Here is a 21259-nt window from a genome sequence, read left to right as displayed (position 1 = left end):
TGTTAAAATTAATTACTCGGGTGATTGGCGTTAAATAAGATATTAAGTCCTCGCCTGCTATCAAAAGCCGCAGCAGCACCCATCAGCGCCGCGTCTTCTCCCAATAAAGCTAATTTTATTTTTAAACTTTCAGCATATGCTGTTAACTTGCTGGTAAGTTCATCCAGAAACATGCCCGATGCTTTTGCGATATTGCCACCAATAACAATCACATCAGGACCCTCGGTTTGGATAATGTCCCGAAGGAATAAAGACAGGTTGACCGTAAACTCATCAAAGATGTTCCTAACCACAGCACTGTGTTTGGACATTGATATCAGCGCGCTTACGCCGGTAGCAGACAGCCCGGTTATTTCACGATATCGCCGTAAGAACCATCTTGTTGAGAAATAATCATCTGCAATGCTATCTTTATAAGGTCCGCCGCCCAGGTTTAAATCTTTCACAATACCATCAACGCACAAAGCTGAACCAAACCCTGTGCCCAGCGTAAGCCCAAGAACCTTACAGGAGCCGGTGCCTGCTCCCGCTACAACTTCCCCTTGTAAAAATGCTTCGGCATCATTTCGGAACAGGATATTTGCAGCATCTATGCTGAGCTCTTCCGACAAGTATAACTTAATATTTAAACCATAAATGGCCTCATATTTATGCAGGTCTTTGATCAGTGAAACCCCATTTTCATAATCAAACGGGCCAGGCATGGCCAGGGCAACCTGCTGAGCCGGAGAGCCGAATTTTTCATAAGCCTGTGTCAATGCTTTCGCCCAGGTTTTAAGTATTTCAGTTGCCGTTCCATGCGAGTCCACACTTAACCTGGTACGGGTATCTTCAATGATCATTTTTTTTTCCAGATCAATGACCGCTGCTGTAATATGCGTACCGCCGATATCTGCACTGATTACATAATTATTTTTACGCTGTTGGCTCATGTATGCTATATATATTATGGATTATTTTTCGGGAGTAAGATAAACCGCCTCTCCGCCTGATGGCAGCAGGGCAAATTTTAATACTGTTTTACTGTTAACACTTTTGCTGCTGACCCTAACGTGCGTCTCAGTATTCACCGATGGGTCATCGCTGTAAATAGTCGCTTTATATTTTTTACCGGGTTCTAAAAAACTCAGATCAAGTTTAATTTCACGTGCATCATTATTAGTGATAGTACCTACAAACCAATCTTTTCCGCTTCTGCGGGCTGTGGAAATGAATGCGCCGGGTGTTCCCTGCACTATTTTCGTTTCGTCCCATGTGGTTGGGATCTTGTCCCAAAACTCCAGTTCGGGCTCATTATGCTCCGCCGAAGGCTTATCATACCAATACAGCGTTTGCAGCGGGCTGTAATAAATTGCGGCCAACGCCAATTGATGGGCATGGGTAGTTTTAATACGTTTATTAAAATAACAGAAGGTATAATCGGCTGCTCCGGCAATGTACCGCGTAAAAGGCAGCACGGCGTTGTGCGTGGCATCGGGCATTTCCTCGTTACCACGGATCCCTTCGGCCGACATCAGGTTTGGCCAGGTACGCTGCTCGCCGGTTGGCCGCCAGTCGTCATGAATGTTTACCATGATCTGGGCAGCGGCCGCCTGTTGAATTGCTTTTTCTACCCAGGTTGTCCAGCGGTGGGACCCCTGCTGCACAAAACCAAATTTTACGCCTTTTACACCCCATTTATGATAAATAGCAAATAAACTGTCACTTTGAGCTAATAAACCCTGCTGATTAACATATAACCAAACACCAACACCCCTATCCTTGCCATATTTGATTATACCAGGCAGGTCAAAATCAGGTATAGCAACCTTGGTAGCATCCGAGCCAAAGCTAAATGCCGGTCCGTACCATTTCCAATCAAACAGAATATATTGCAGGTTATGCTTTACCGCGAAATCAATATTTGTTTTTGCATCATTTGTTGTCATGGCCATTACCCGCATGATTTTACCGGGTTTAATCCAATTGGTATTGGCTATTGCCGATGGCTCATTAAGATTCAACATCATGTAATTATGTTCAATCAGGTCGCCCGGTTTTTCAGCTATTATGATTGCCCGCCATGGTGTGCCTACCGGCGAGATGAGCTGCGCCCCGCCAAACATAGAGGTTACCAGGGTGGATGGTTTATCGGCACTCAGCTTAAATTTAGTGCGCGCATAATCAATTAGCTGTGCTTCCCCCAGCGCTGCAAAAAGGCCGTCAGGCAATTCGATGGTTAACGGCCGTTCGCTTTCGCCGGGCCAGTTTTTTAGCGGCAGTTTGTAATATGGCGCTTGTGCCCAATTGGCAAACCAAGCCTGGGTACCTTCAGGCAGGTGAAACTCGGTATTTTCCGCAGTGATGTTGTAGTAGGTTCCTTTAGGGTTTTCGCGGAAATAATACCGGAATGCTACTCCCTCGTTGTAAACCCGTACCTGTACCTGCATTACATAAATGGGATTGTCATCCTTTACCAGCGTAATATTGATTGCGTTGTAATGATCCCGGATCATAGCCCGCTCTCCGGTAACTGGTGCCCATGTGGTATCATGCCGGGATGAATCAGCGCCGGTGACCAACAGGTTTTCGCACCAGTTTTTATGCTGATCTACCTTCAGCGCCATTGCTTTTTCTGAAAGGTTATTATCCAGTTGCAGATCGAGTACCGACTCCAGAATTACCGGTTTGCTTTTATAATCCACGCTATAGTACATGGCACGCTTCCCGGCCTTAACTTTTTGACGGAACCTGAATGTTATATTTTTATCCGGCGACCGAAGGCTAAGTACAGAATCTTTTATTCCCTGTCCCCGAACCACACTGATAAAGCAGCTTAACCATAAACCGGTAATCAATATTATTGCGTTTTTTTTCATGTCAGATAGTATTTATCCAGGTAAGACAAATAATTTCACGATTTATAATCATATGAAAAGCAATTAGCAGTAATAATTATAAAGAGGATTTGGATCTTACTGATAGATAGTATATTGCAGATAGGTAAGGGTAGGTAAATAGGAGCTAAAAAAGTGAGAGCCTGACCTGTGCGAGCATATGCAAATTGAACCGGCCACTTTTAACCGCCCATTGGCAGCCTTCAAGGTTGAATTTCGGCCCAGGGTATGATTCCCCTTCCGTCCAGATCATGAAACTCTCATCTTAAATGCCCGGGCTTGCCGTAAACTCTTTAACGTTGCAAAGGCTTAAGCGGCTGTAGCGGTGTTAACTGCCCAACTTTTATCCTTGCCCGATAGGGAAAAGTAATGGGCAACAGCACTACCCTTGCTTCCTGAAAAAAAAATCATAAGCAATTACGCAGCATTCGAAATATACTTCACCAGGCTTCTTTTGGCCACCGGCAGCAGTGTTTGCTCAAGCGGAAAAGTGATATCACTGTGTACATAGTAAACCGCGGGGTTGGGCATAAACTTGTTCCTGTTTATAAGACGCAGTTTAATGCTTTCGGGGGTATTGGTGATACTTTGCTCGTAGGCATCAACAAAAGCTACGTTAATGCCGCGGTATTTATCATCCTTGCCTTCAAAAATAGTGATCTGGTACTCGTAGATCCGGTTGGTTCGTTCCTTGCCATTCTGTAACGAAAAATAACCGTGATAAGGCATTAGAGGGGTAATGCCTACGGGATCGATATTCACATGGCTTTCTACAAAATCATAAATGTCCCTGCCGGTTTTTATAGCCGGGTCCATTTTGCCTAAGGCATAGGTAATGATCTGCTCTATCTCCCGCATGCTTTGATCATCCATAATGATCTTTTGATAGGTAAGCTTTACTGCGTCGATATCAGCCTGTGTTAAGCGTTGCGGAAAGGCCTGCTGTAGCAGCGATTTATTTTTTTTAAAATCGATGAGGTTGTTATAATGAAATATCAGGTCGGCCAGGTTGGGATATAACCGGCTGTTATCAAAGTGACTGTTAATTTCCTGCAGGTAGCTTAACAGGATATATTTTTTGTATTCAAAATCAATATGACCTTCAATAAACCAGTTTGCGCCTAATTGCCTCATTTTTCAGACTCCTTTTGATAGCTTAAATTAAACAAAAAACACCAACTTTGCAATATGCCCTATGGAACCCTTTATTTAATTCCCGTACCGCTGGCCGATGACGCGGCCGCAAAATCATTTACGCCCTACCTTACTGATACCATAAACAGTATCAAAGAGTACATCGTGGAGAATGAAAAAACCGCCCGTCGCTTTTTAAAAGAGGCTGGCTTGAAAACCCCGCAAAGCGAGCTTTTGATCCATGATTATGGCAAGCATAATCGCGACATGGGTAAGGCCGATTTTTTTAAAGGCCTGCAAGCAGGTAATGATGTTGGGCTGATGAGCGAAGCCGGCTGTCCCGGTGTTGCCGATCCCGGTGCCGAGATTGTGGATAAAGCCCACCGCATGGGCATTAAGGTTGTACCCCTGGTTGGCCCAAGTTCTATTTTGCTGGCGCTGATGGCTTCAGGCTTCAGCGGACAAAGTTTTGCATTTCACGGCTATCTGCCTATTGATAAAGTGCTTCGTGCTAAAAAGATCAAAGAGCTGGAAAGCACAGCCATAAAGCTTGATCAAACCCAGCTATTTATCGAAACACCTTTCCGCAATAACCCCATGCTTGAGGAGATCCTGAAAACAGGCAATCCCAAAACCAAGCTTTGTATAGCCTGCGACCTAACCTCCCCAACCGAGTTTGTGCAAACTAAAACCATTGCCGAATGGCAAAAGAAAGTGCCTGATCTGCACAAGCGCCCAACCATCTTTTTACTCTATCACGGCAATAAATGACCATAAGCCAGCAGCATACCCCAGTTGTAATAGTGGGCGCCGGTCCGTCAGGTTTGATGATGGCCGCCCAGCTTTTACGCTATGGTGTGCAGCCGGTAATTGTTGATAGCAGGCAGGGGCCAACCACACGTTCAAAGGCGCTTGCCGTTCAGGCACGATCTATGGAGATTTACCGGCAGATGGGCATTGTCGATAAAGTGCTCAATGATGGTAAACGGGGAGGAGGTGTACAGTTTAACCAGGACGGTGAAGAGGTTGCCAGTCTTTCGCTTGCCAATGTTGGCGAAACGCAAACGGTTTTTCCATTTATCCAGATGTACCCGCAGAGCAAAAATGAGCGGTTATTATTGGATTTTATTACCCTCAACTGCTGCCCGGTATACTGGAACACATCGCTGCTGTCACTAAGCCAGGATACCGGTAAGGTAACATTGAAGCTGCAAAGCGGCGAGGATAAACAAACCATTACCTGCGACTGGCTGGTTGCGGCTGATGGCGCTCACAGCACTGTGCGCAAGCAACTGAGCATTCCTTTTAATGGCGATACCTACCAACACCAGTTTTATTTAGCAGATATTAAAATAGATGCCAGCTTTGGCGATAAGGTTAACCTGTTCCTCTCAAAAAAAGGTTTCGCGGGCTTTTTCCCCATGCCCGATGAACGGAGTTATCGTGTGGTAGGCAACCTGCCCGATAAGTTTGATAAAAAAGACGAGCTTCAAATTGAAGAGGTGTTACCACATTTGCGGGATGTAACCCAACAACAAATCATTGTTGAACATACCAACTGGTTCACTACCTACCGCCTGCATCACCGAATGGCCGATAAATTCAGGGAGCAGCGCTGCTTTTTAATTGGCGATGCCGCGCATATCCACTCGCCGGTTGGCGGGCAGGGGATGAATACCGGCTTGCAGGACGCCTATAACCTGGCCTGGAAACTGGCAGGTGTGGTTAATAACCAGCTTAAGGTATCGGTGTTAAATACCTATGCGCAGGAAAGGATGCCGGTAGCAAAAGAGCTCCTTAATACTACTGACCGGATCTTTAAAATGATCCTGTCGCGTAACTGGTTCATTAACTTACTAAAGAAATATTTGCTGCCTGTTATTTTAAAATGGGTATGGAGGAAACCCAGCCTTCGCGAAGCCTTTTTTAAACGGGTATCGCAAACCGGTATCTCCTATCGCGACAGCGCCATAAACCTTAACTTAAGCCATGCCAGCCAGATCAAAGCAGGCGACAGGCTACCTTATCTCAAAGTGTTCGACGAAAAGCGGGAGGTGGAAACCGACCTGCATGAATGGTGCAGTAAACCGGGTTTTACGCTCATCTGTTTAGGCAAGCTCAAAGAGCTCGACCTGTTTACCATTGCCAAATGGATCACCCAAAACTATGGGGCCAGTCTTAATTTTTTTTACCTGCCGCCATCAGCAAAAAATCAACACATTTTCGATGCTTTCGCCATCAAAGAAAACCAAAAGAAAGCCCTCATCATACGCCCGGATATGCATATCGGTTTTTTAAATGATGTGGTGGATGTTGATATGATGGATAATTATTTGCTGAATGTAGTGGGGGTGAAGCCGATCATAGTTCATGGTTCATAGATCATGGTTGCCTGCGAATTGTTCCTGCCTGCGTATTTTCGCCATGAACCATCAACCATGAACTAACGAACCACCATCACCCAGCCGCTCATTACATTGCCATTCTTTAAATCTATCACATAATAATATGTTCCTGACGGAATATCCTGGCCGTTAGATCTGCCATCCCAGGCTTCAGGATAGCCTGTGCTTTTAAACACCAGTCCGCCATAGCGGTTAAATACCTGCGTTGTCGAGGTTTGGTAAGTATTCAACGCCTCTATCGCCCAGGTATCATTAACCCCGTCACCATTGGGTGTAAAAGTATTGGGGATAACTACTTTTTTATAAACACGCACAAATACCTGGTCGGTTGCTTCGTCACCGCAGCCCGAGTTTGATGCCACGTGCAGGGTGTAGGTGATATCTTCCATTGGTGAAGCTGTAGGCGTAAGCTCAAGGCTGCTGCTCAGGTTATCGGTCGGTGTCCAGTAATAGCTTACGTTGGTTCCTTTGGTGCTGCCGTTAAGTGTTGTTGACTGGCCCTGGGTAATGTACCTGTTGGGCCCGGCATTGGCCACAGGCTTTTTTATAATATCTACTTGTACTGTGGCTGTCGAGGTACAAGTGCCGTTACTTACTGTTACAGTATAAAGTGTATTATCTGTTGGGCTGGCTACCGGGTTAGCGATACTGGTATCTGAAAGGTCCGTTGCCGGCAACCATGAATAGGTTGAGCCTCCGCTGGCATTTAATGTAACCGAACTCCCCTCGCAAATTGGCTCAACCGCATCAACAGCCGCAACGGGCTGGGCGTTTACTACCACTGTCACTGGCACCACAACCTCGCAGTTAGAGGATGATTTAACCGTAACATGATATGTTCCTGCAGCAGCAGCGGTCACATTGCTGATAGTTGGGCTTTGAATGGCCGATGTAAAACCATTTGGCCCCGTCCATTGATAGCTCACCCCGGTTGATGCGCTTAGCGTTAACGTTGTGCCTGCGCAAACCGGTGTATTGGCCGTTGCTGTTGATTGAGGCGGTGCGCCAACCGTAAGTGTAAGCACATTTGATGCAGACCGGCAAAGGGCCGAATTAATATTACCCGCCTGCGCCGTTACTGCCCGGTAGTAATAAGTACCAGCCACTGATGGCGATGTTATCTGGTAATTTGAACTGGTGCTGTTTGCTCCGGTAAGATCCGTCCAGGCCCCACCGCCGTTTTTGTATTGCCATAAAACGGTATAGCCACTGGGGATGGTCGTATTGAGTGTATAGGTTTGCGGAACATCTGAACAGGCCGATGCTGTATTGGCTGAGTTTGAAGTGCTGAAGCTGGCCTCTATCACAGGACCATAAGGTCTGAAAACAATATCATCAATGGCAAGGTCATTGGCAGGGGCACCGCCGGCGCTGTTATTGATCATTTTGATCACCACATCGCCGACACCAGCCGGTAGCGTAAAATTGAACGACTCCTGCACCCATTCATAATTGTTGCTTGTGCGGGCAATGGTGCCGGTATTAAAGCTTTGAATAATTGTTCCGTCAGTTTTTTCGATGGCGAAAGTGATGTTAGGCGGGCTGATATCATTGCTCCTTAACAAATTCACTACCCAGGCCGAAAACTGGTAGGTGGTATTGGAACATAAACCGGTAATGGCGCGCTTATAAAAATAATCGGTTTTGGATACGCTGGCATTTACCACCATCATATAGCCGCCTGTATTGCCTGTATGGTCTGTGGCCGACCACCAGACGTTGCCTGCACCCGCGGTAGTATTTTCAATTGTATACGAGCCGTCGCTTGGGAAATTGGCACTGCTATATGTATAACTGGTTGAGCCCGAATCGGCAGGCAAGGCACCGGAATGTGTTGAACTGCCTGAGCCAAAGGTAATGCTCACCACAGGATCGCCAAGGCTTTGCGCGTTTGTTTTACGAACTAATATAATGAGAAAAAAGCTGATTAGGGGGAGTAACTTTTTTGCTTCCAACGGAATACTGTTTTTAAAAAAGCGCCTGCATGTAACTACTAACACACAGACGCTACTATCGCAACTATTATGAAAAGGGGTATTAATAAACCATTTATGGGGTTATAATTGGTTTATGATATAAATATTGGGACAAAGCTGGTTTTCATCAATAATGTATCGATGAATAGCGCTTTTGTATTGGTGAATGTAAAAAGGATTTGCAAAAGAGTTTAAAACGCTTGTAAATAACCGGATAATCAATACCTGATCCGTTTGGATAACCGTAAACAGGGCAGTTCTACCAGGCGATAAAACAGGTAAGCAAAACTGATACTTACAGCAATGCCTGTTAAAAATTCAAACGCCCTGAATCCAAATGTTTTTGGCAGGTGCATACCCATAAAAGCTACAAGACTGCTCCCAACAACATCATGGGTAAGGTATAACGAAAAAGAGATTTTGGAAAAAAACGCAATAACCGGGTGGCGTTTTAACGGCAATATTAAAAGGGCAAGTGCCGTAAGGCCGGCAGCCATAGGAAGCCACCCTGCACCATATAAACCAATGGCAGTTACAGCTACGCCATATATCAAAACTTCAGTTAACCCTCTTTTACCTGTCAGGTACAGGTAATATAATATCCCAAGAGCAAAAAAAGGAAAAACGTTTAACAGTGTTGATCCGGGTACGGGTATAAATAAAGGCAATAAGCAAATCAGGGGCAGGGAGATGGCGCCCCATTTTTTTATAATAATTGGAAAGAAAACGCCGATGAACAGGTAATATTGAAACTCAATCCCCAGCGTCCAGTAAACGGGGTTTAGGTATGGGCGACCAGTAAAATTGTTGATATAAGCTAAGTGGGTTAATATGTTACTGATATCGGGCCGATAATTTGTGTTTAATAAATACCCGGCCAAAATGGTTAATAATATGGAGGCTATGTAAGGCGGCTCAATGCGTGTTATTCTTTTTAAAATGTACTTGGGGAATAAGGCCCAGCTATAATTTTCAGGAATAGCCCAGCAAATTATAAAGCCTGACAACAGGAAAAACATTTGAACGCCCAGCCAGCCGTAGTGCAGGCCGGGTAATGATTTGCCGCCAAGATGAAACAAAGCTACCGCCAATGAAGCTATTGCCCTGATATAATCAACCTGCTGGATATGTTGCCTGGTTTTGTTCTCTGTTAAAGTCATTATATAAAAGCCAGTTGATTAATTTTATTGATAAGCCAATCAAGAGAATTGCGTTCATTTTACTTCTGTTTCGACCAGTTGCGTGCAAAATCATTATAGCTTTCGCTTACCGGCAGCTCAACATTTGTAAGCCGCACCTTACGATTTTGAATAGACCGGATCTTGTTGACAGGTACGATATAGCTGCGGTGAATGCGCTGAAATTTGGCGGAGGGCAATTTCTCCAATACCTTTTTCATGGGTATCAGCGTAAGGATGGTTTTATCATTAGTGATATGGATCTTGATATAATCCTCCATACTTTCAATATATTCAATAGTATCCAGATCTATTTTAACCATGCGGTATTCGGAGTATACATACAGGCTTTCGTCAGTTTCGTCGTCGGTGGGCTTGTTTTTGTACTTGTAGTAATCAAACGCCTTTTCAACAGCTTTGGTGAAGCGTTTAATATCTATCGGTTTTAAAATATAATCAATCGCTTCCAGTTCAAAACCCTCATACGCAAACTTTTTATAGGCGGTAGTAAATATTACCATGGGTTTAGTCTGCAAAGAGCGCACAAGGTCAATACCGGTAACATCGGGCATGTTGATATCAACAAAAAGAAGATCTATTGGGGTGTTTTTTAAAAATTCGGCGCCGGTTATAGCATCTTCAAAAGTATTAACCATTTGCAATGCCTGGAAGCGTGATACATATTCGCTTATAAGCCTTAAGGCCAGCGGTTCATCATCAATGGCTATACATTTAAGCACCATAATTTAAGTTTGTAAAGTAAGTTGAACAATATACTCATTATTCAGGCTGCTTATATTGAACAAATGCCTGCCAGGATATCAATGTCCAGGCGCTGTTTGGTGTTGTTTATGCCGATGCCGGTATGCTGGTAATCACTTTTCCGTAAACCAAAAACCCGGTTTTTGCAGTAAAATGAAATATTGCGCTCATTAATATTAATTCTAATATCAATAGCAGCAGGTTCGCGCTTGCTTACGCCATATTTGCACTGGCCCCGGGTATTTAAAAAAACAGCGGAAAGGCCATGAACAGTCTTAAGTTAAAAGTCTGTAGTTTAAGTAGTAAGTGAAGCGTGCAGGTCAACACGTCAAAGCTTCGATTCAGACTCAAAACTTACCCATGAATAGTTTCACCTTTACCGTAGTTCTGAATTACCTGGGCTTCATACTCCAGAAATTGTTTCCAGCGGGCTTCAACATCAATTTCTTCAGCGTATTTTTTGGCCAGCCGAATAAACATAGAGTAGTGGGTTGCTTCGCTTACCATTAGTTCGTGGTAAAAAGTTGCCAGTTGTTCATCATTAATATTTTCGGACAGCACTTTGAAGCGTTCACAGCTCCTGGCTTCTATCATAGCCGAAAATAGCAGCCTGTCAATCAGCTGAGCTTCGCGGCCTCCGCCGGTGATGATAAATTTTCTGAGCTCGTTCACATAGTTGTCCTTCCGCTCGCGGCCGAGAATATAACCGCGTTCCAATATAATATCATGTACGCGTTTAAAATGATCCATTTCTTCCTGCACCAGCAGGGCCATTTCCTGTACCAATTCGCTCAGGTTGGGATTTTGAACAATAAGCGTAATGGCATTGCTGGCTGCCTTTTGTTCACAAAAAGCATGGTCGGTCAAAATTTCTTCAATATTGCTCTCTACCACGTTTTTAACCCAAAGCGGATCGGTAGGCAACTGCAGTTTTAGGATGGTTTTCTCACTCACAGCACAAAGATAGTTTTTGGAGGTGAAAGGTTAAAGGCGAAAGGTAAAAGGTATTTTTACCGTGGAAATTAAAAAATGAAGACCATCTTTATGGGATAGCCTTCGTTATTGGCGCTTGATCCGGTATGAGTACCGGTTGCCGTGTTTAGCACATCATGCCGGCAGTAAAAACCATACCAGCAAGGTTTTTCTATAGCATTAGTTAAATCAACTAAAACTAAGCAGATCAATTGTAAATACCAAAACCGAATTTGCGGGGATGCTTCCGGCCGCACTATTGCCGTAGCCTTCTCTTGAGGGGATCACCAAAATAATCCGACCGCCGGTTTTTACATACGGCAGGCCCGATTGCCAACCCTTGATAAGGCCCTGCAGGCTTTGGTTAATGGTGCCCGAGTCAAATGTAGTTCCATCCAATAGTTTGCCGGTATAAGTTACTTTAACAGTCGATTTAATGGTTGGATTTGCACCTGTTCCCTGGATTACTATCTTGTAATAAACACCAGAGCCATCAGCAGTAGTATGAAAAGCAGTGTCAGTACCGATATAAGCTTTAATAGCGGCATCATCCGTGGCTGCCTGTTTTGAGGCATCGAATTTGTCTTTTGAGCACGAGGTGAGGATCACCAATGGGGCGAATACGAATAATAGAAATTTCTTCATTAGTTAATAGTTCTGTTTGGATTAATTTGACGCGCAAAAGCTACAGAACGCTACAATAATTGAACTTATTTTGGGAAGATTAGTTAAATTCTGTTAAATCGACAGTGAAAACCAATACCGAATTTTCGGGGATACGGCCTACGCCATTTGCACCGTAGGCAAGGCCCGAGGGTACAATGAGCAATATGGTGCCGCCCTGTTTTACCAATGGAATACCTATTTGCCAGCCTTTTATCAAACGGTCTAACGAGCTTGAAAAACCGCTTGCTTTATCAACTACCATATCATTTAACAGCGCTGCGGTATAATTTACAGTGACCAACGAATTTTCGTTAGGGTTCCTCCCCTTACCTTCGGATAAAACCTGGTAATAAATACCGGAGGGGTGTTTCTGCACTTTGATCTGCGGGTTGGCCTTCAGGTAAATGCGGATCAGCGAATCATCTGTTTTGGCTTGTTTAGCCCGGTTTAATTTCGCTGAGTTATCACATGACATCATCAGTGTAATAATAACCGCGCTTAGCAATAGAATGTGTTTTTTCATGATAGGGGTCCAAATAAAAGCCCCCTTTGCAATAAAGGAGGCTCAATTTATGTTTTGGGTTGATTAAACCGTTGTTTTTATTTTTAGTTCGGTCATTTGTGCTTCGGCAATGGTTGATGGTGAATCGATCATCACATCGCGGCCCGAATTATTTTTAGGAAATGCGATCACATCGCGAATTGAATCCAAACCTGCAAATATCGATGCCAAACGATCGAAACCAAACGCGATACCACCATGCGGAGGTGCTCCATATTCAAAAGCATCCATCAAAAAGCCAAACTGTTTCTGTGCTTCCTCCGGCGAGAAACCAAGGTGCTTGAACATCAATGATTGCAAGCCGCGGTCATGGATCCGGATAGAGCCACCACCAATTTCGGTACCGTTGATCACCAAATCATAAGCATTGGCACGTACAGCTCCCGGTTCGGTATCCAGCATGGCAATGTCTTCGGGTTTTGGCGAGGTGAACGGATGGTGCATAGCATGATAACGGCCACTTTCTTCGTCCCACTCCAGCAACGGGAAGTCAACAACCCATAGCGGCGCAAAAGTATTTTTATCGCGAAGGCCTAAACGGTTACCCATTTCTAAACGCAGTTCGTTCAGTTGTTTACGCACCTTATCAGCGCCACCGGCCAGGATCAGCATCAAATCGCCTTTTTCGGCATTGAAAGCAGCAGCCCAGTTGGTCAGCTCATCTTCACTATAAAATTTATCAACCGATGACTTCAGGGTGCCATCCTCATTGTAACGGCAATAGATCATGCCGGTTACACCAATTTGCGGGCGTTTTAACCACTCGGTAAGCTCATCAACCTGTTTACGGGTATAACCTGCGCAGCCTTTGGCGTTGATGCCAACAACCAGTTCTGCATTGTCAAAAATGCTAAATCCTTTGCCTTTAACAATATCATTCAGATCAACAAACTCCATCCCAAAACGTAGGTCGGGTTTGTCAGATCCGTATAAACGCATAGCATCTGAATACAACATGCGCGGCAGTTCAACCAAATCAATACCCTTTACAGTTTTGAACAGGTGACGTGTAAGGCCTTCAAAAATATTCAGGATATCTTCCTGGCTCACAAACGAAAGCTCGCAGTCGATCTGGGTAAACTCTGGCTGGCGGTCGGCACGTAAGTCCTCATCCCTGAAACATTTTACGATCTGGAAATAACGGTCAAAGCCGCTTACCATCAATAATTGCTTAAAAGTTTGGGGCGATTGCGGGAGGGCGTAAAATTCACCTGCGTTCATGCGGCTTGGCACTACAAAGTCACGCGCGCCTTCTGGAGTCGATTTGATCAGTACCGGGGTTTCAACTTCGATGAAATCAAGCTTATCTAAATATTTACGCACTTCCTGCGCCATCTTATGGCGAAGTACCAGGTTGTTGCGGATAGGGTTACGGCGCAGGTCGAGGTAGCGATATTTGGCACGCAGTTCCTCGCCGCCATCGGTTTCGTCCTCAATCAGGAACGGCGGCAGCTTGGCAGCATTAAGCACTTCAATATCAGTAACGGCAATTTCAATTTCGCCGGTTGGGATTTTGGTGTTCTTGCTGGCACGTTCAATTACATCACCGGTAACTTTGATCACAAACTCACGACCAAGCCCGCGGCTTTTTTCGCGCAGGGTAGCATCTGTATCTGTGTTAAATATCAATTGGGTTAAACCATAACGGTCGCGCACGTCGATAAAAGTGGTACCGCCCAAATCGCGCGATTTTTGTACCCAACCGCATAAAGTAACGGTTTGGCCTAAATGGCTGATATTTAATTCGCCGCAGGTATGAGTTCTAAGCATAACAATGTTTTATAAAAGTCTGCAAAAGTAGGGTTTTAGTTGGAAGTCTGGAAGTCCGAAAGTCGGAAAGTCCGAAAGTAACAGTATTCTTTCTGCATAATCTATAGGCTTACTGGCTTTTGAGTGCAGATATTCAGCTTTCGGACTTCCTGACCATTGACTTTCGGACTTAAATCCTATCTTTGCCTCAATAATTCTCAAGGGGTGCCTTGCTTTGGTTGCAAAACAAACTGCAGATTGTTTACCAAACTGAAAGACGGGCTGAGATCATACCCAGGGAGTAAGTCAATAAGTACTAAGTTTTAAGCCTTAAGTCAAAGCGACTTTGGACTAACGACTTCCGGCTCACGACTTCCCCCCACACCTGATCCGGATAATGCCGGCGGAGGGATAAAGGTAAATAAGTTAAGTGTACTGCCGCGTTACCCTGGCGCGCAGATGGTTTAACTCAATTTTTGTTTTACAACATTTTGAAAAATTTATTTGTGGCTGTTATGGCCCTGTTGTTGCCTGTTATGGCATCGGCCCAGCTTTCCATTTCGGGGAAAGTGACCAATCAATCCGGCGAAGCATTGGCCGGCGCAACTATTACTATTTCAAACCCTCAGCAAAGCACCGTTACCGACGCTGCAGGTAAGTATAGTTTTAACGATCTGAAAAAAGGCAATTATGCCGTTAAAGCAAGCTATATCGGCTATCAACCTTTAACCAAAAGTGTTACGCTTGCTGCTAATCAATCAATTAACTTTTTATTGGGCGGCAGTACATTTACTGCCGATGAGGTTACTGTAACCGCTACCCGTGCAGGTAAAAACTCACCTACAACATTCACTAACCTCAGCAAAAAAGATCTCGAAAAAAACAACTTTGGCCAGGACTTGCCTTACCTGCTTAACCAAACGCCATCGGTAGTGATCAACTCGGATGCAGGTACAGGTATAGGTTACACAGGGATCCGCATCCGCGGATCAGACGCATCGCGCATTAACGTAACGGTTAACGGCATCCCTTTAAATGATGCTGAAAGCCAGGGCGCATACTTTGTCGATCTGCCCGATTTTGCATCATCTATCAACACCCTGCAAATCCAGCGTGGTGTGGGTACCTCAACCAATGGAGCAGGTGCCTTTGGCGGTAGTATCAATGTACAAACCGCTACTCGCAGGGATACCGCTTATGCTCAGCTCGATAACTCGGCAGGTTCATACGGTTCATTAAAAAACACCGTAAGCGTAGGGACTGGTCTGCTTGGCGGCAGGTTCAGTATCGACGGGAGGTTATCGCGCATCCGTTCCGACGGGTATATCGCCCGTGCATCATCCCGTCTGAAATCATTTTTTGTAAGCGGTGCTTATTATGGTGATAACAGTACTTTAAGATTAAACGTGTTCTCGGGCCATGAACGTACCTACCAGGCCTGGAACGGCGTAGCCGATTATGTAATAGGCGATGATACCCGCCCGGATAACCGTACTTATAACGAACTGGGAGATATGGGTAACGGAACCTTTTATAAAGACCAGGTTGACGATTACCTGCAAAACCATTACCAGTTACTGTACGATAAAAAGTTTTCGGATAAACTGTCGTTCAGCGGGGCCCTGCATTACACTCATGGCGAAGGTTATTACGAAGAGTACAGGAAAGGAGATGCTGTGAGTAATTATGGTTTATCACCTGTTATTTATGGTACCGATACCATTTCAACCACTAATCTTGTTCGCAGGCTGTGGCTTAATAATGATTTTTATGGTGTTACTTATGCCTTAAAATATCAGCCTACTACCAAATTGAACTTCAACCTTGGCGGCGCCTATAACGAATATAAAGGTGCGCATTATGGTAATATTATTTCTGCCGAAGAAAGTATAGGCGTTGGTCCTAACTATCAATACTATCGGGATGATGCCAAAAAGAAAGATTTTAACATTTTTGGCCGTGCCGAATGGCATGTAGATAAATTTTTGTTGTATGCCGATATGCAATACCGCCACATTAATTATTCGTTCTTCGGTATCGACAAAAACCTTAACAATGCGCAGCAAACAGCGCAGTTAAACTTCTTTAACCCTAAAGCAGGTGTTACTTACCAGTTTAATGAGCACAGTAATGTGTATGCCTCCTTTGCGGTGGGCAACCATGAGCCCAACCGCGATGATTATGTCGACTCGCCTCCGCAAAACCGGCCGAAACCAGAAAACCTGAAAGATTTTGAGGCCGGCTACCGCTTCAGCTCACCTGTTTTTAGCGGGGAGTTGAATGGTTTCTACATGCTATATAAAAATCAACTGGTATTAACCGGCTCATTGAATGATGTAGGCAGCCCGGTGCGTACCAACGTAAAGGACAGCTACCGCGCGGGTTTGGAATTCAGCGGAAAAGTGAAAATCACTGATCAGTTAAACTGGAGCGCTACCGCAACGCTCAGTACTAACAAGATTAAAAACTATCACCAGTTTTTCTCTAATTATGACGATGGCTCGCTGGTTGAAGAAACTTTTGCCAAAACAGATATTGCCTATTCGCCGTCTTTCACAGGTTCAAGCGTAATCAGTTACAGTCCTGTTAAAGGCGGAGAAATTGCCTTCATCAGCAAATATGTGGGTAAGCAATATTTAGATAATACCATGAACCGTAATCCCGAAGGTTTTGGCATAGCACCCGATAATGCCGCTAATCCTTATGCCGCCAACCGTTTGCTGAACAGCTTTTTTGTGAACGATGTGAGGCTGAGGTACAGCTTCAGTGTTCGCTCGGTTAAAAACATAACTGTTGGTCTGCAGGTTAATAATATCTTCAGCGAGAAGTATGAAAACAATGGTGCTACCTACCCGGATATTGAAGGTGGGCATGTAATTAACTATAACTATTACTTCCCGCAGGCCCCGCGGAACTTTATGGCATCGTTGAGTCTGGGATTTTAATGGGCCGTAATTTTATATCGACGCAAATTTTACGAATTGGATCGAATTTCACGAATTGAGGATTAGGATATGAATCATTGGCTCGACCTGTTCATTGAACAAATAAAGGAAACCACCTGGCTGCAATGGCTTGCCGTTGCGCTGGGTGTTACCGAGGTGTTGCTGGCCCGCGTAAATAGCATATTGTTGTACCCGGCAGGAATATTGGGTACGGCCATCTCGATATTTCTGCTGATGGAAGTTCATTTGTATGCCGAATCGGTACTGAACGGCTACTACATTGTAATGAGCGTTTATGGTTGGATCTACTGGGTAAAGAAACGGAACGAGCCTCCGGTAAAAATTACCTACTCCACCAAAAATGAATGGATAATAAGTTTGGCGATCAGCATTGTGGGTTGGGTGGTATTTTATTACATGATCAAAAACCTACCTGCTAAGTATTTTACACCGTCAAACGTGCCCGGCTGGGATGCTTTGGTATCCTCTACCGCCTGGGCAGGTATGTGGTTGCTGGCACGCCGTAAAATGGAGAATTGGATTTTTTTGAACATTTCCAACTTCTTCGCGGTGCCGCTTCTGTTTTACAAAAAGCTGCCTATGTTTGCCATGCTCACCATCTTCCTGTTTATTATAGCGATATGGGGCTATTTTGAATGGAAGAAACAGGTAGAGGCAGAGCGGTTGGTGGTTGGAGATTAGAGGTCAGGAAGAATGTTCAATGGCCAGGTTGTACCAGGTGTTCAATTTTAAAAAGTGTAAACACCCGGCGTTTTTTGAAAAATCAACATGGCTGATAACCAATGCTTTACGAATTTGTTGAAATTCAATTTTAATCAAATTGAACACCTTGGTTCTGGTAATCAGCGCTTTGTGTTTTTAAGGAGCCGAAACATTGAACACCCGTTTTTCAAAAATTGAACACTGACAAAATACTGTCAGTATCTTTTGTTATCCTGATGGTAAATTGAGTATTGTCTGTTACGCTTTAAGCCTTTTGCTTTCAGCTTTAAGCTAAATAAAAAATGCATCCATCACAAAATTTAAAACCCGAATGGGTTGATATCATCCGGAAAGATGCTCCTGCAGCTGAGCAGGCCGGCAAGCTGCAGCCTGATCAGCTGGCGCTTATTTATGAGCAGGGCTGGTTTAAATTTTTAGTGCCGCAAGTTTATTCCGGTTTGCAATTGGCGTTGCCGCAAATGGTACGGCTGGAAGAAAGCCTGGCCTGGGCCAATGGCAGTTTGGGTTGGGTTGTGACCCTTTGTGCCGGTGCAGGTTGGTTTGGTGGATTTCTGGATCCGGCTTTAGCTGCAGAGATCATGACCAATCCGCAATTGTGCCTGGCAGGTAGCGGCGCATCAACAGGTACAGCTACCATCAGTGGTGATGGCTATATGATCAACGGTACCTGGAAATATGCCAGCGGTGCACATCATGCCACACATATCACTGCAAATTGCATCATTAAAAAAGGCGATGACACTGTTTTGAATGATGAGGGCGAACCGCTGATACTTCCTTTTGTTTTCGACAAAAAAGATGTTAGTATTTTTCCGGCCTGGAAATATGTTGGCATGATGGCTACCGGAAGTGATGCCTATGAAGTAAAAGACCTGTACGTTGATAAAAATCGTTGTTTTAAGATCGACCCGCAGTATACGGTTGTAAACGAACCTTTATATCGCTATCCCTTTCTGCAATTAGCCGAAGCAACGCTGGCTGCTAACCTTTCGGGATTAGCTGTTCATTTTCTTGACCTGTGCGGACCGGCCTTTGATGAACGGATGAATAGCCCGCGTTTAACCGAACCTCAAAAGGTATACATTCAACAATTATTGACCGAACAAACTGCATTGATGAATGAAACCCGGGCAGCGTTTTATAATACTGTTGATAACTCCTGGAACAACTTTGAATCGGCCGATAATAACTGCTTACAGGAAGTAAGTTTAATGAGCCGGAAGCTGGCCAAAGTTTCGCGCGAAAGTGTGGATAAGCTTTATCCCTACTGTGGTTTATCTGCCGCCAACCCGGATACAGAAATTAACCAGGTATGGCGGGACCTGCATACCGCAGGTCAGCATTCGCTGTTAACCTTTGAATCGATTGATTAAAAGATATTCAGTTAGCTCGTTCGTAACCCCGTAAAAAATCGGAATGAAGTTTGAAATTTATTTAAAGATGGTGCATGGAGCTGCGTTAGGGATGGGAGCGGATACCGGCCTGTGGCTAAGGCCTTGTGCAGTATGAGCGTACAGCCCGGGCCGCAGGCAACGCCCATATTTATAAATCAATTAAAAAACGCATCCGATAATCAATAACTTACATTTACGTCATAACGTCCCTTCAGAGCCTCTCGCAGAGAGACCCTGAGGGAACATAAACTTTATCCCGGTAAAACACACCTTTCGCCTTTTACCTTTATCCTTTCACCTCAAATCAAACCTTCGCAAACTTCTTCACCGTTTCGGTTACATGTGCCAAATGGTGGTTGCTGTGCCATGCGTACAGGGCCAGTCCTTTTTTCAGCGATATCGTTTCGCCCGAGGCCGGGTGAACAAATGTGCGTGCCCATTCGTTTTCGGTGAAACTTTCAAACAGGGCTACAAAATGCTGATGGATGCCTTCCAGCATTTTTAATGAAGGTTCAACCGGCAGGCGGTAATCTGGCAGCAATGCCCAGTCGGCCTCTTCATATGGCTTTATGGTTGGGTTATTTTCGGTAAGGGCAAGCTTAAAGCGGGTAATGGAATTCATGTGGCTATCGGCCAAATGGTGAATCACCTGGCGCAGTGTCCAGCCGCCGGTGCGGTATGGCGTATCCAGTTCCTGGTAATTAAGGCCGGCAATTGCATGACGCAGCTTCCCCGGCAGGGTAGCAATATCTTCAATCCAGCCGCGCATATCTTCGGTAGTGTATGAAGCCGGGGGCGCAAACTTCCCAATAGGGTATTTCATTTGTTCGTCTGTCATGGATTTTAAAAAAATAATGGTAAAATAATAATTTTTGAATAAGGTTTTTTATTTTTATGAACCTATTTTTCTTATCAACAATATTATGGCTGATGAAACCTCACCTCCGGCAAACTCTGGAAACAACAATACGCAAGCTCCCAACTCTGTAAATGGAGGTAAAAGTAGCAGTCCTTGGATAACAAACGTTATAATTCCGATTGTTGTAACTCTACTATTAACTAGTGGCATCATAAAGTTTTTTGGAGATGAAATACTTGCTGTTTTTAACAGAAATAAGGAATATACTTGTACTGTTATATTAAAAAATGGCCCAAACGAGCTTTTACGGAATGTTACAGTTTTTGTTGATAGTAAGCCTTATAACTCTCGCGATAATGGCACTGTAATATTCAAACTAAAAGCCGGTATTGATTCGTTAACATTTGTATACGGAAATGCTCCGCACAGCGAAAATTTCATTATAAGAAAAGACACCACTTTTACTTTTGATATAGGCAGCTCTCTTTCAAATCCGATCACTGGTTTGGCTTTGAAACCTAAAAGGTTACCACAACCTAATAAAAACCCCAATCAAACAACAATTCAGGTACCCACTAACGTATTAATTATTCCGCCAACTGTATCTACAGGGGGAAATACTTCACAAGCGCCTTCAAATAATCCGGTTCAAATACGTGTAGACGAACTTAATGCGAACCAAATTTTGGAACACTTAGAGCTAAAGGTTAAAATTGATAGTAATGATTCATATAGGGGGCGTGGAGAGCAATTTGCATACCATTATAACTTAACAGGTAACGCTGAATATCTCGGTCGTGTAGCTCATGCATATTATAAAAGGAATGACCCCACTTTTCCTGAATATAAGAGAAATGTTTTTAACGTGTCGGGCTTAAGCGGTAACAATCTTGAATATGTTGGTTATCAATGGGGTAGTGTAACTAATACCTATGTTCAAGTTGAATTGACAAATGGGGAAAGATCATCTGTTTTTTTAAAAAATATTGTCTACGAAAAATAACCTTTCCAGCTAAAAGGAAATTTATTTCACGGGC

General features: G+C 44.2%; 17 protein-coding genes and 1 riboswitch. Of the genes, 6 read left to right on the top strand and 11 right to left on the bottom strand.

Annotation, left to right across the window (positions count from 1 at the left end; translation table 11 throughout):
• Positions 1 to 8 precede the first annotated feature (8 nt).
• The 3 genes from ABID99_RS24480 to ABID99_RS24470 form a co-directional block, all read right to left on the bottom strand.
• Positions 9 to 932 carry an ROK family protein gene (locus tag ABID99_RS24480; RefSeq protein ID WP_373615400.1) on the bottom strand — a complete coding sequence of 308 codons (924 nt, stop codon included), beginning with the start codon at positions 930 to 932 and terminating at the stop codon, positions 9 to 11.
• 21 nt (positions 933 to 953) lie between these two features.
• Positions 954 to 2858: a glycoside hydrolase family 97 N-terminal domain-containing protein gene (locus ABID99_RS24475; RefSeq protein ID WP_373615398.1), complete on the bottom strand. Its 1905-nt coding sequence runs from the start codon at positions 2856 to 2858 to the stop codon at positions 954 to 956.
• Between the two features lie 435 nt (positions 2859 to 3293).
• On the bottom strand, positions 3294 to 4010 hold the full coding sequence (locus tag ABID99_RS24470) for a hypothetical protein (RefSeq protein WP_373615396.1): 717 nt from the start codon (positions 4008 to 4010) through the stop codon (positions 3294 to 3296).
• A gap of 54 nt (positions 4011 to 4064) precedes the next feature.
• Here ABID99_RS24470 and ABID99_RS24465 point away from each other — a divergent pair, with 54 nt between their 5' ends.
• Together ABID99_RS24465 and ABID99_RS24460 are read left to right on the top strand one after the other, a co-directional pair.
• Positions 4065 to 4781 (top strand): SAM-dependent methyltransferase, encoded by a 717-nt coding sequence (locus ABID99_RS24465; RefSeq protein ID WP_176625748.1) that lies wholly within the window; start codon positions 4065 to 4067, stop codon positions 4779 to 4781.
• Positions 4778 to 6391: an FAD-dependent monooxygenase gene (locus ABID99_RS24460; protein ID WP_373615395.1), complete on the top strand. Its 1614-nt coding sequence runs from the start codon at positions 4778 to 4780 to the stop codon at positions 6389 to 6391. Before ABID99_RS24465 ends, ABID99_RS24460 begins: the two co-directional genes overlap by 4 nt.
• Positions 6392 to 6453: 62 nt before the next feature.
• Here ABID99_RS24460 and ABID99_RS24455 read toward each other — a convergent pair whose 3' ends face one another.
• The 7 genes from ABID99_RS24455 to aspS form a co-directional block, all read right to left on the bottom strand.
• Positions 6454 to 8370, bottom strand: coding sequence for a gliding motility-associated C-terminal domain-containing protein (locus tag ABID99_RS24455; protein WP_373615394.1), 1917 nt, complete (start codon positions 8368 to 8370; stop codon positions 6454 to 6456).
• 239 nt (positions 8371 to 8609) lie between these two features.
• Positions 8610 to 9551, bottom strand: coding sequence for an acyltransferase (locus tag ABID99_RS24450; protein WP_176625741.1), 942 nt, complete (start codon positions 9549 to 9551; stop codon positions 8610 to 8612).
• Between the two features lie 59 nt (positions 9552 to 9610).
• Positions 9611 to 10312, bottom strand: a complete 702-nt coding sequence (locus ABID99_RS24445; protein ID WP_373615393.1) for a LytR/AlgR family response regulator transcription factor — start codon at positions 10310 to 10312, stop codon at positions 9611 to 9613.
• Between the two features lie 373 nt (positions 10313 to 10685).
• Complete coding sequence (locus ABID99_RS24440) at positions 10686 to 11285, bottom strand: tRNA-(ms[2]io[6]A)-hydroxylase (RefSeq protein ID WP_208057661.1); 600 nt, start codon at positions 11283 to 11285, stop codon at positions 10686 to 10688.
• A 207-nt stretch (positions 11286 to 11492) separates the two neighbouring features.
• Positions 11493 to 11948: an FKBP-type peptidyl-prolyl cis-trans isomerase gene (locus ABID99_RS24435; RefSeq protein WP_090532090.1), complete on the bottom strand. Its 456-nt coding sequence runs from the start codon at positions 11946 to 11948 to the stop codon at positions 11493 to 11495.
• A 79-nt stretch (positions 11949 to 12027) separates the two neighbouring features.
• A complete protein-coding gene (locus tag ABID99_RS24430) occupies positions 12028 to 12492 on the bottom strand; it encodes an FKBP-type peptidyl-prolyl cis-trans isomerase (RefSeq protein WP_373615392.1) in 465 nt (154 codons plus the stop codon).
• A gap of 63 nt (positions 12493 to 12555) precedes the next feature.
• Positions 12556 to 14301 carry an aspartate--tRNA ligase gene (gene aspS / locus ABID99_RS24425; protein WP_176625737.1) on the bottom strand — a complete coding sequence of 582 codons (1746 nt, stop codon included), beginning with the start codon at positions 14299 to 14301 and terminating at the stop codon, positions 12556 to 12558.
• Positions 14302 to 14491: 190 nt separating this feature from the next.
• A riboswitch (TPP riboswitch) is annotated at positions 14492 to 14709 on the top strand.
• Positions 14710 to 14771: 62 nt separating this feature from the next.
• Here aspS and ABID99_RS24420 point away from each other — a divergent pair.
• The 3 genes from ABID99_RS24420 to ABID99_RS24410 all read left to right on the top strand — a co-directional run bounded on the left by ABID99_RS24420 (position 14772) and on the right by ABID99_RS24410 (position 19342).
• Positions 14772 to 17225 carry a TonB-dependent receptor gene (locus tag ABID99_RS24420; RefSeq protein ID WP_373615391.1) on the top strand — a complete coding sequence of 818 codons (2454 nt, stop codon included), beginning with the start codon at positions 14772 to 14774 and terminating at the stop codon, positions 17223 to 17225.
• A gap of 69 nt (positions 17226 to 17294) precedes the next feature.
• The gene (gene pnuC, locus ABID99_RS24415; RefSeq protein WP_373615390.1) at positions 17295 to 17927 is read left to right on the top strand and encodes a nicotinamide riboside transporter PnuC; all 633 of its coding nucleotides are present in this window, start codon (positions 17295 to 17297) and stop codon (positions 17925 to 17927) included.
• A gap of 323 nt (positions 17928 to 18250) precedes the next feature.
• Positions 18251 to 19342: an acyl-CoA dehydrogenase gene (locus tag ABID99_RS24410; RefSeq protein ID WP_373615389.1), complete on the top strand. Its 1092-nt coding sequence runs from the start codon at positions 18251 to 18253 to the stop codon at positions 19340 to 19342.
• 325 nt (positions 19343 to 19667) lie between these two features.
• Here ABID99_RS24410 and ABID99_RS24405 read toward each other — a convergent pair whose 3' ends face one another.
• Entirely contained in the window at positions 19668 to 20201 is a 534-nt protein-coding gene (locus ABID99_RS24405; RefSeq protein ID WP_373615388.1) for a YfiT family bacillithiol transferase, read from the bottom strand.
• Between the two features lie 34 nt (positions 20202 to 20235).
• Here ABID99_RS24405 and ABID99_RS24400 point away from each other — a divergent pair, with 34 nt between their 5' ends.
• The gene (locus tag ABID99_RS24400) at positions 20236 to 21225 is read left to right on the top strand and encodes a hypothetical protein (RefSeq protein WP_373615387.1); all 990 of its coding nucleotides are present in this window, start codon (positions 20236 to 20238) and stop codon (positions 21223 to 21225) included.
• The last annotated feature ends 34 nt before the right edge of the window (positions 21226 to 21259 follow it).

It is taken from the genome of Mucilaginibacter sp. OAE612 (assembly GCF_041806395.1).
Lineage (GTDB): Bacteria > Bacteroidota > Bacteroidia > Sphingobacteriales > Sphingobacteriaceae > Mucilaginibacter > Mucilaginibacter rubeus.
This window is presented reverse-complemented; position numbering and strand designations above follow the sequence as displayed.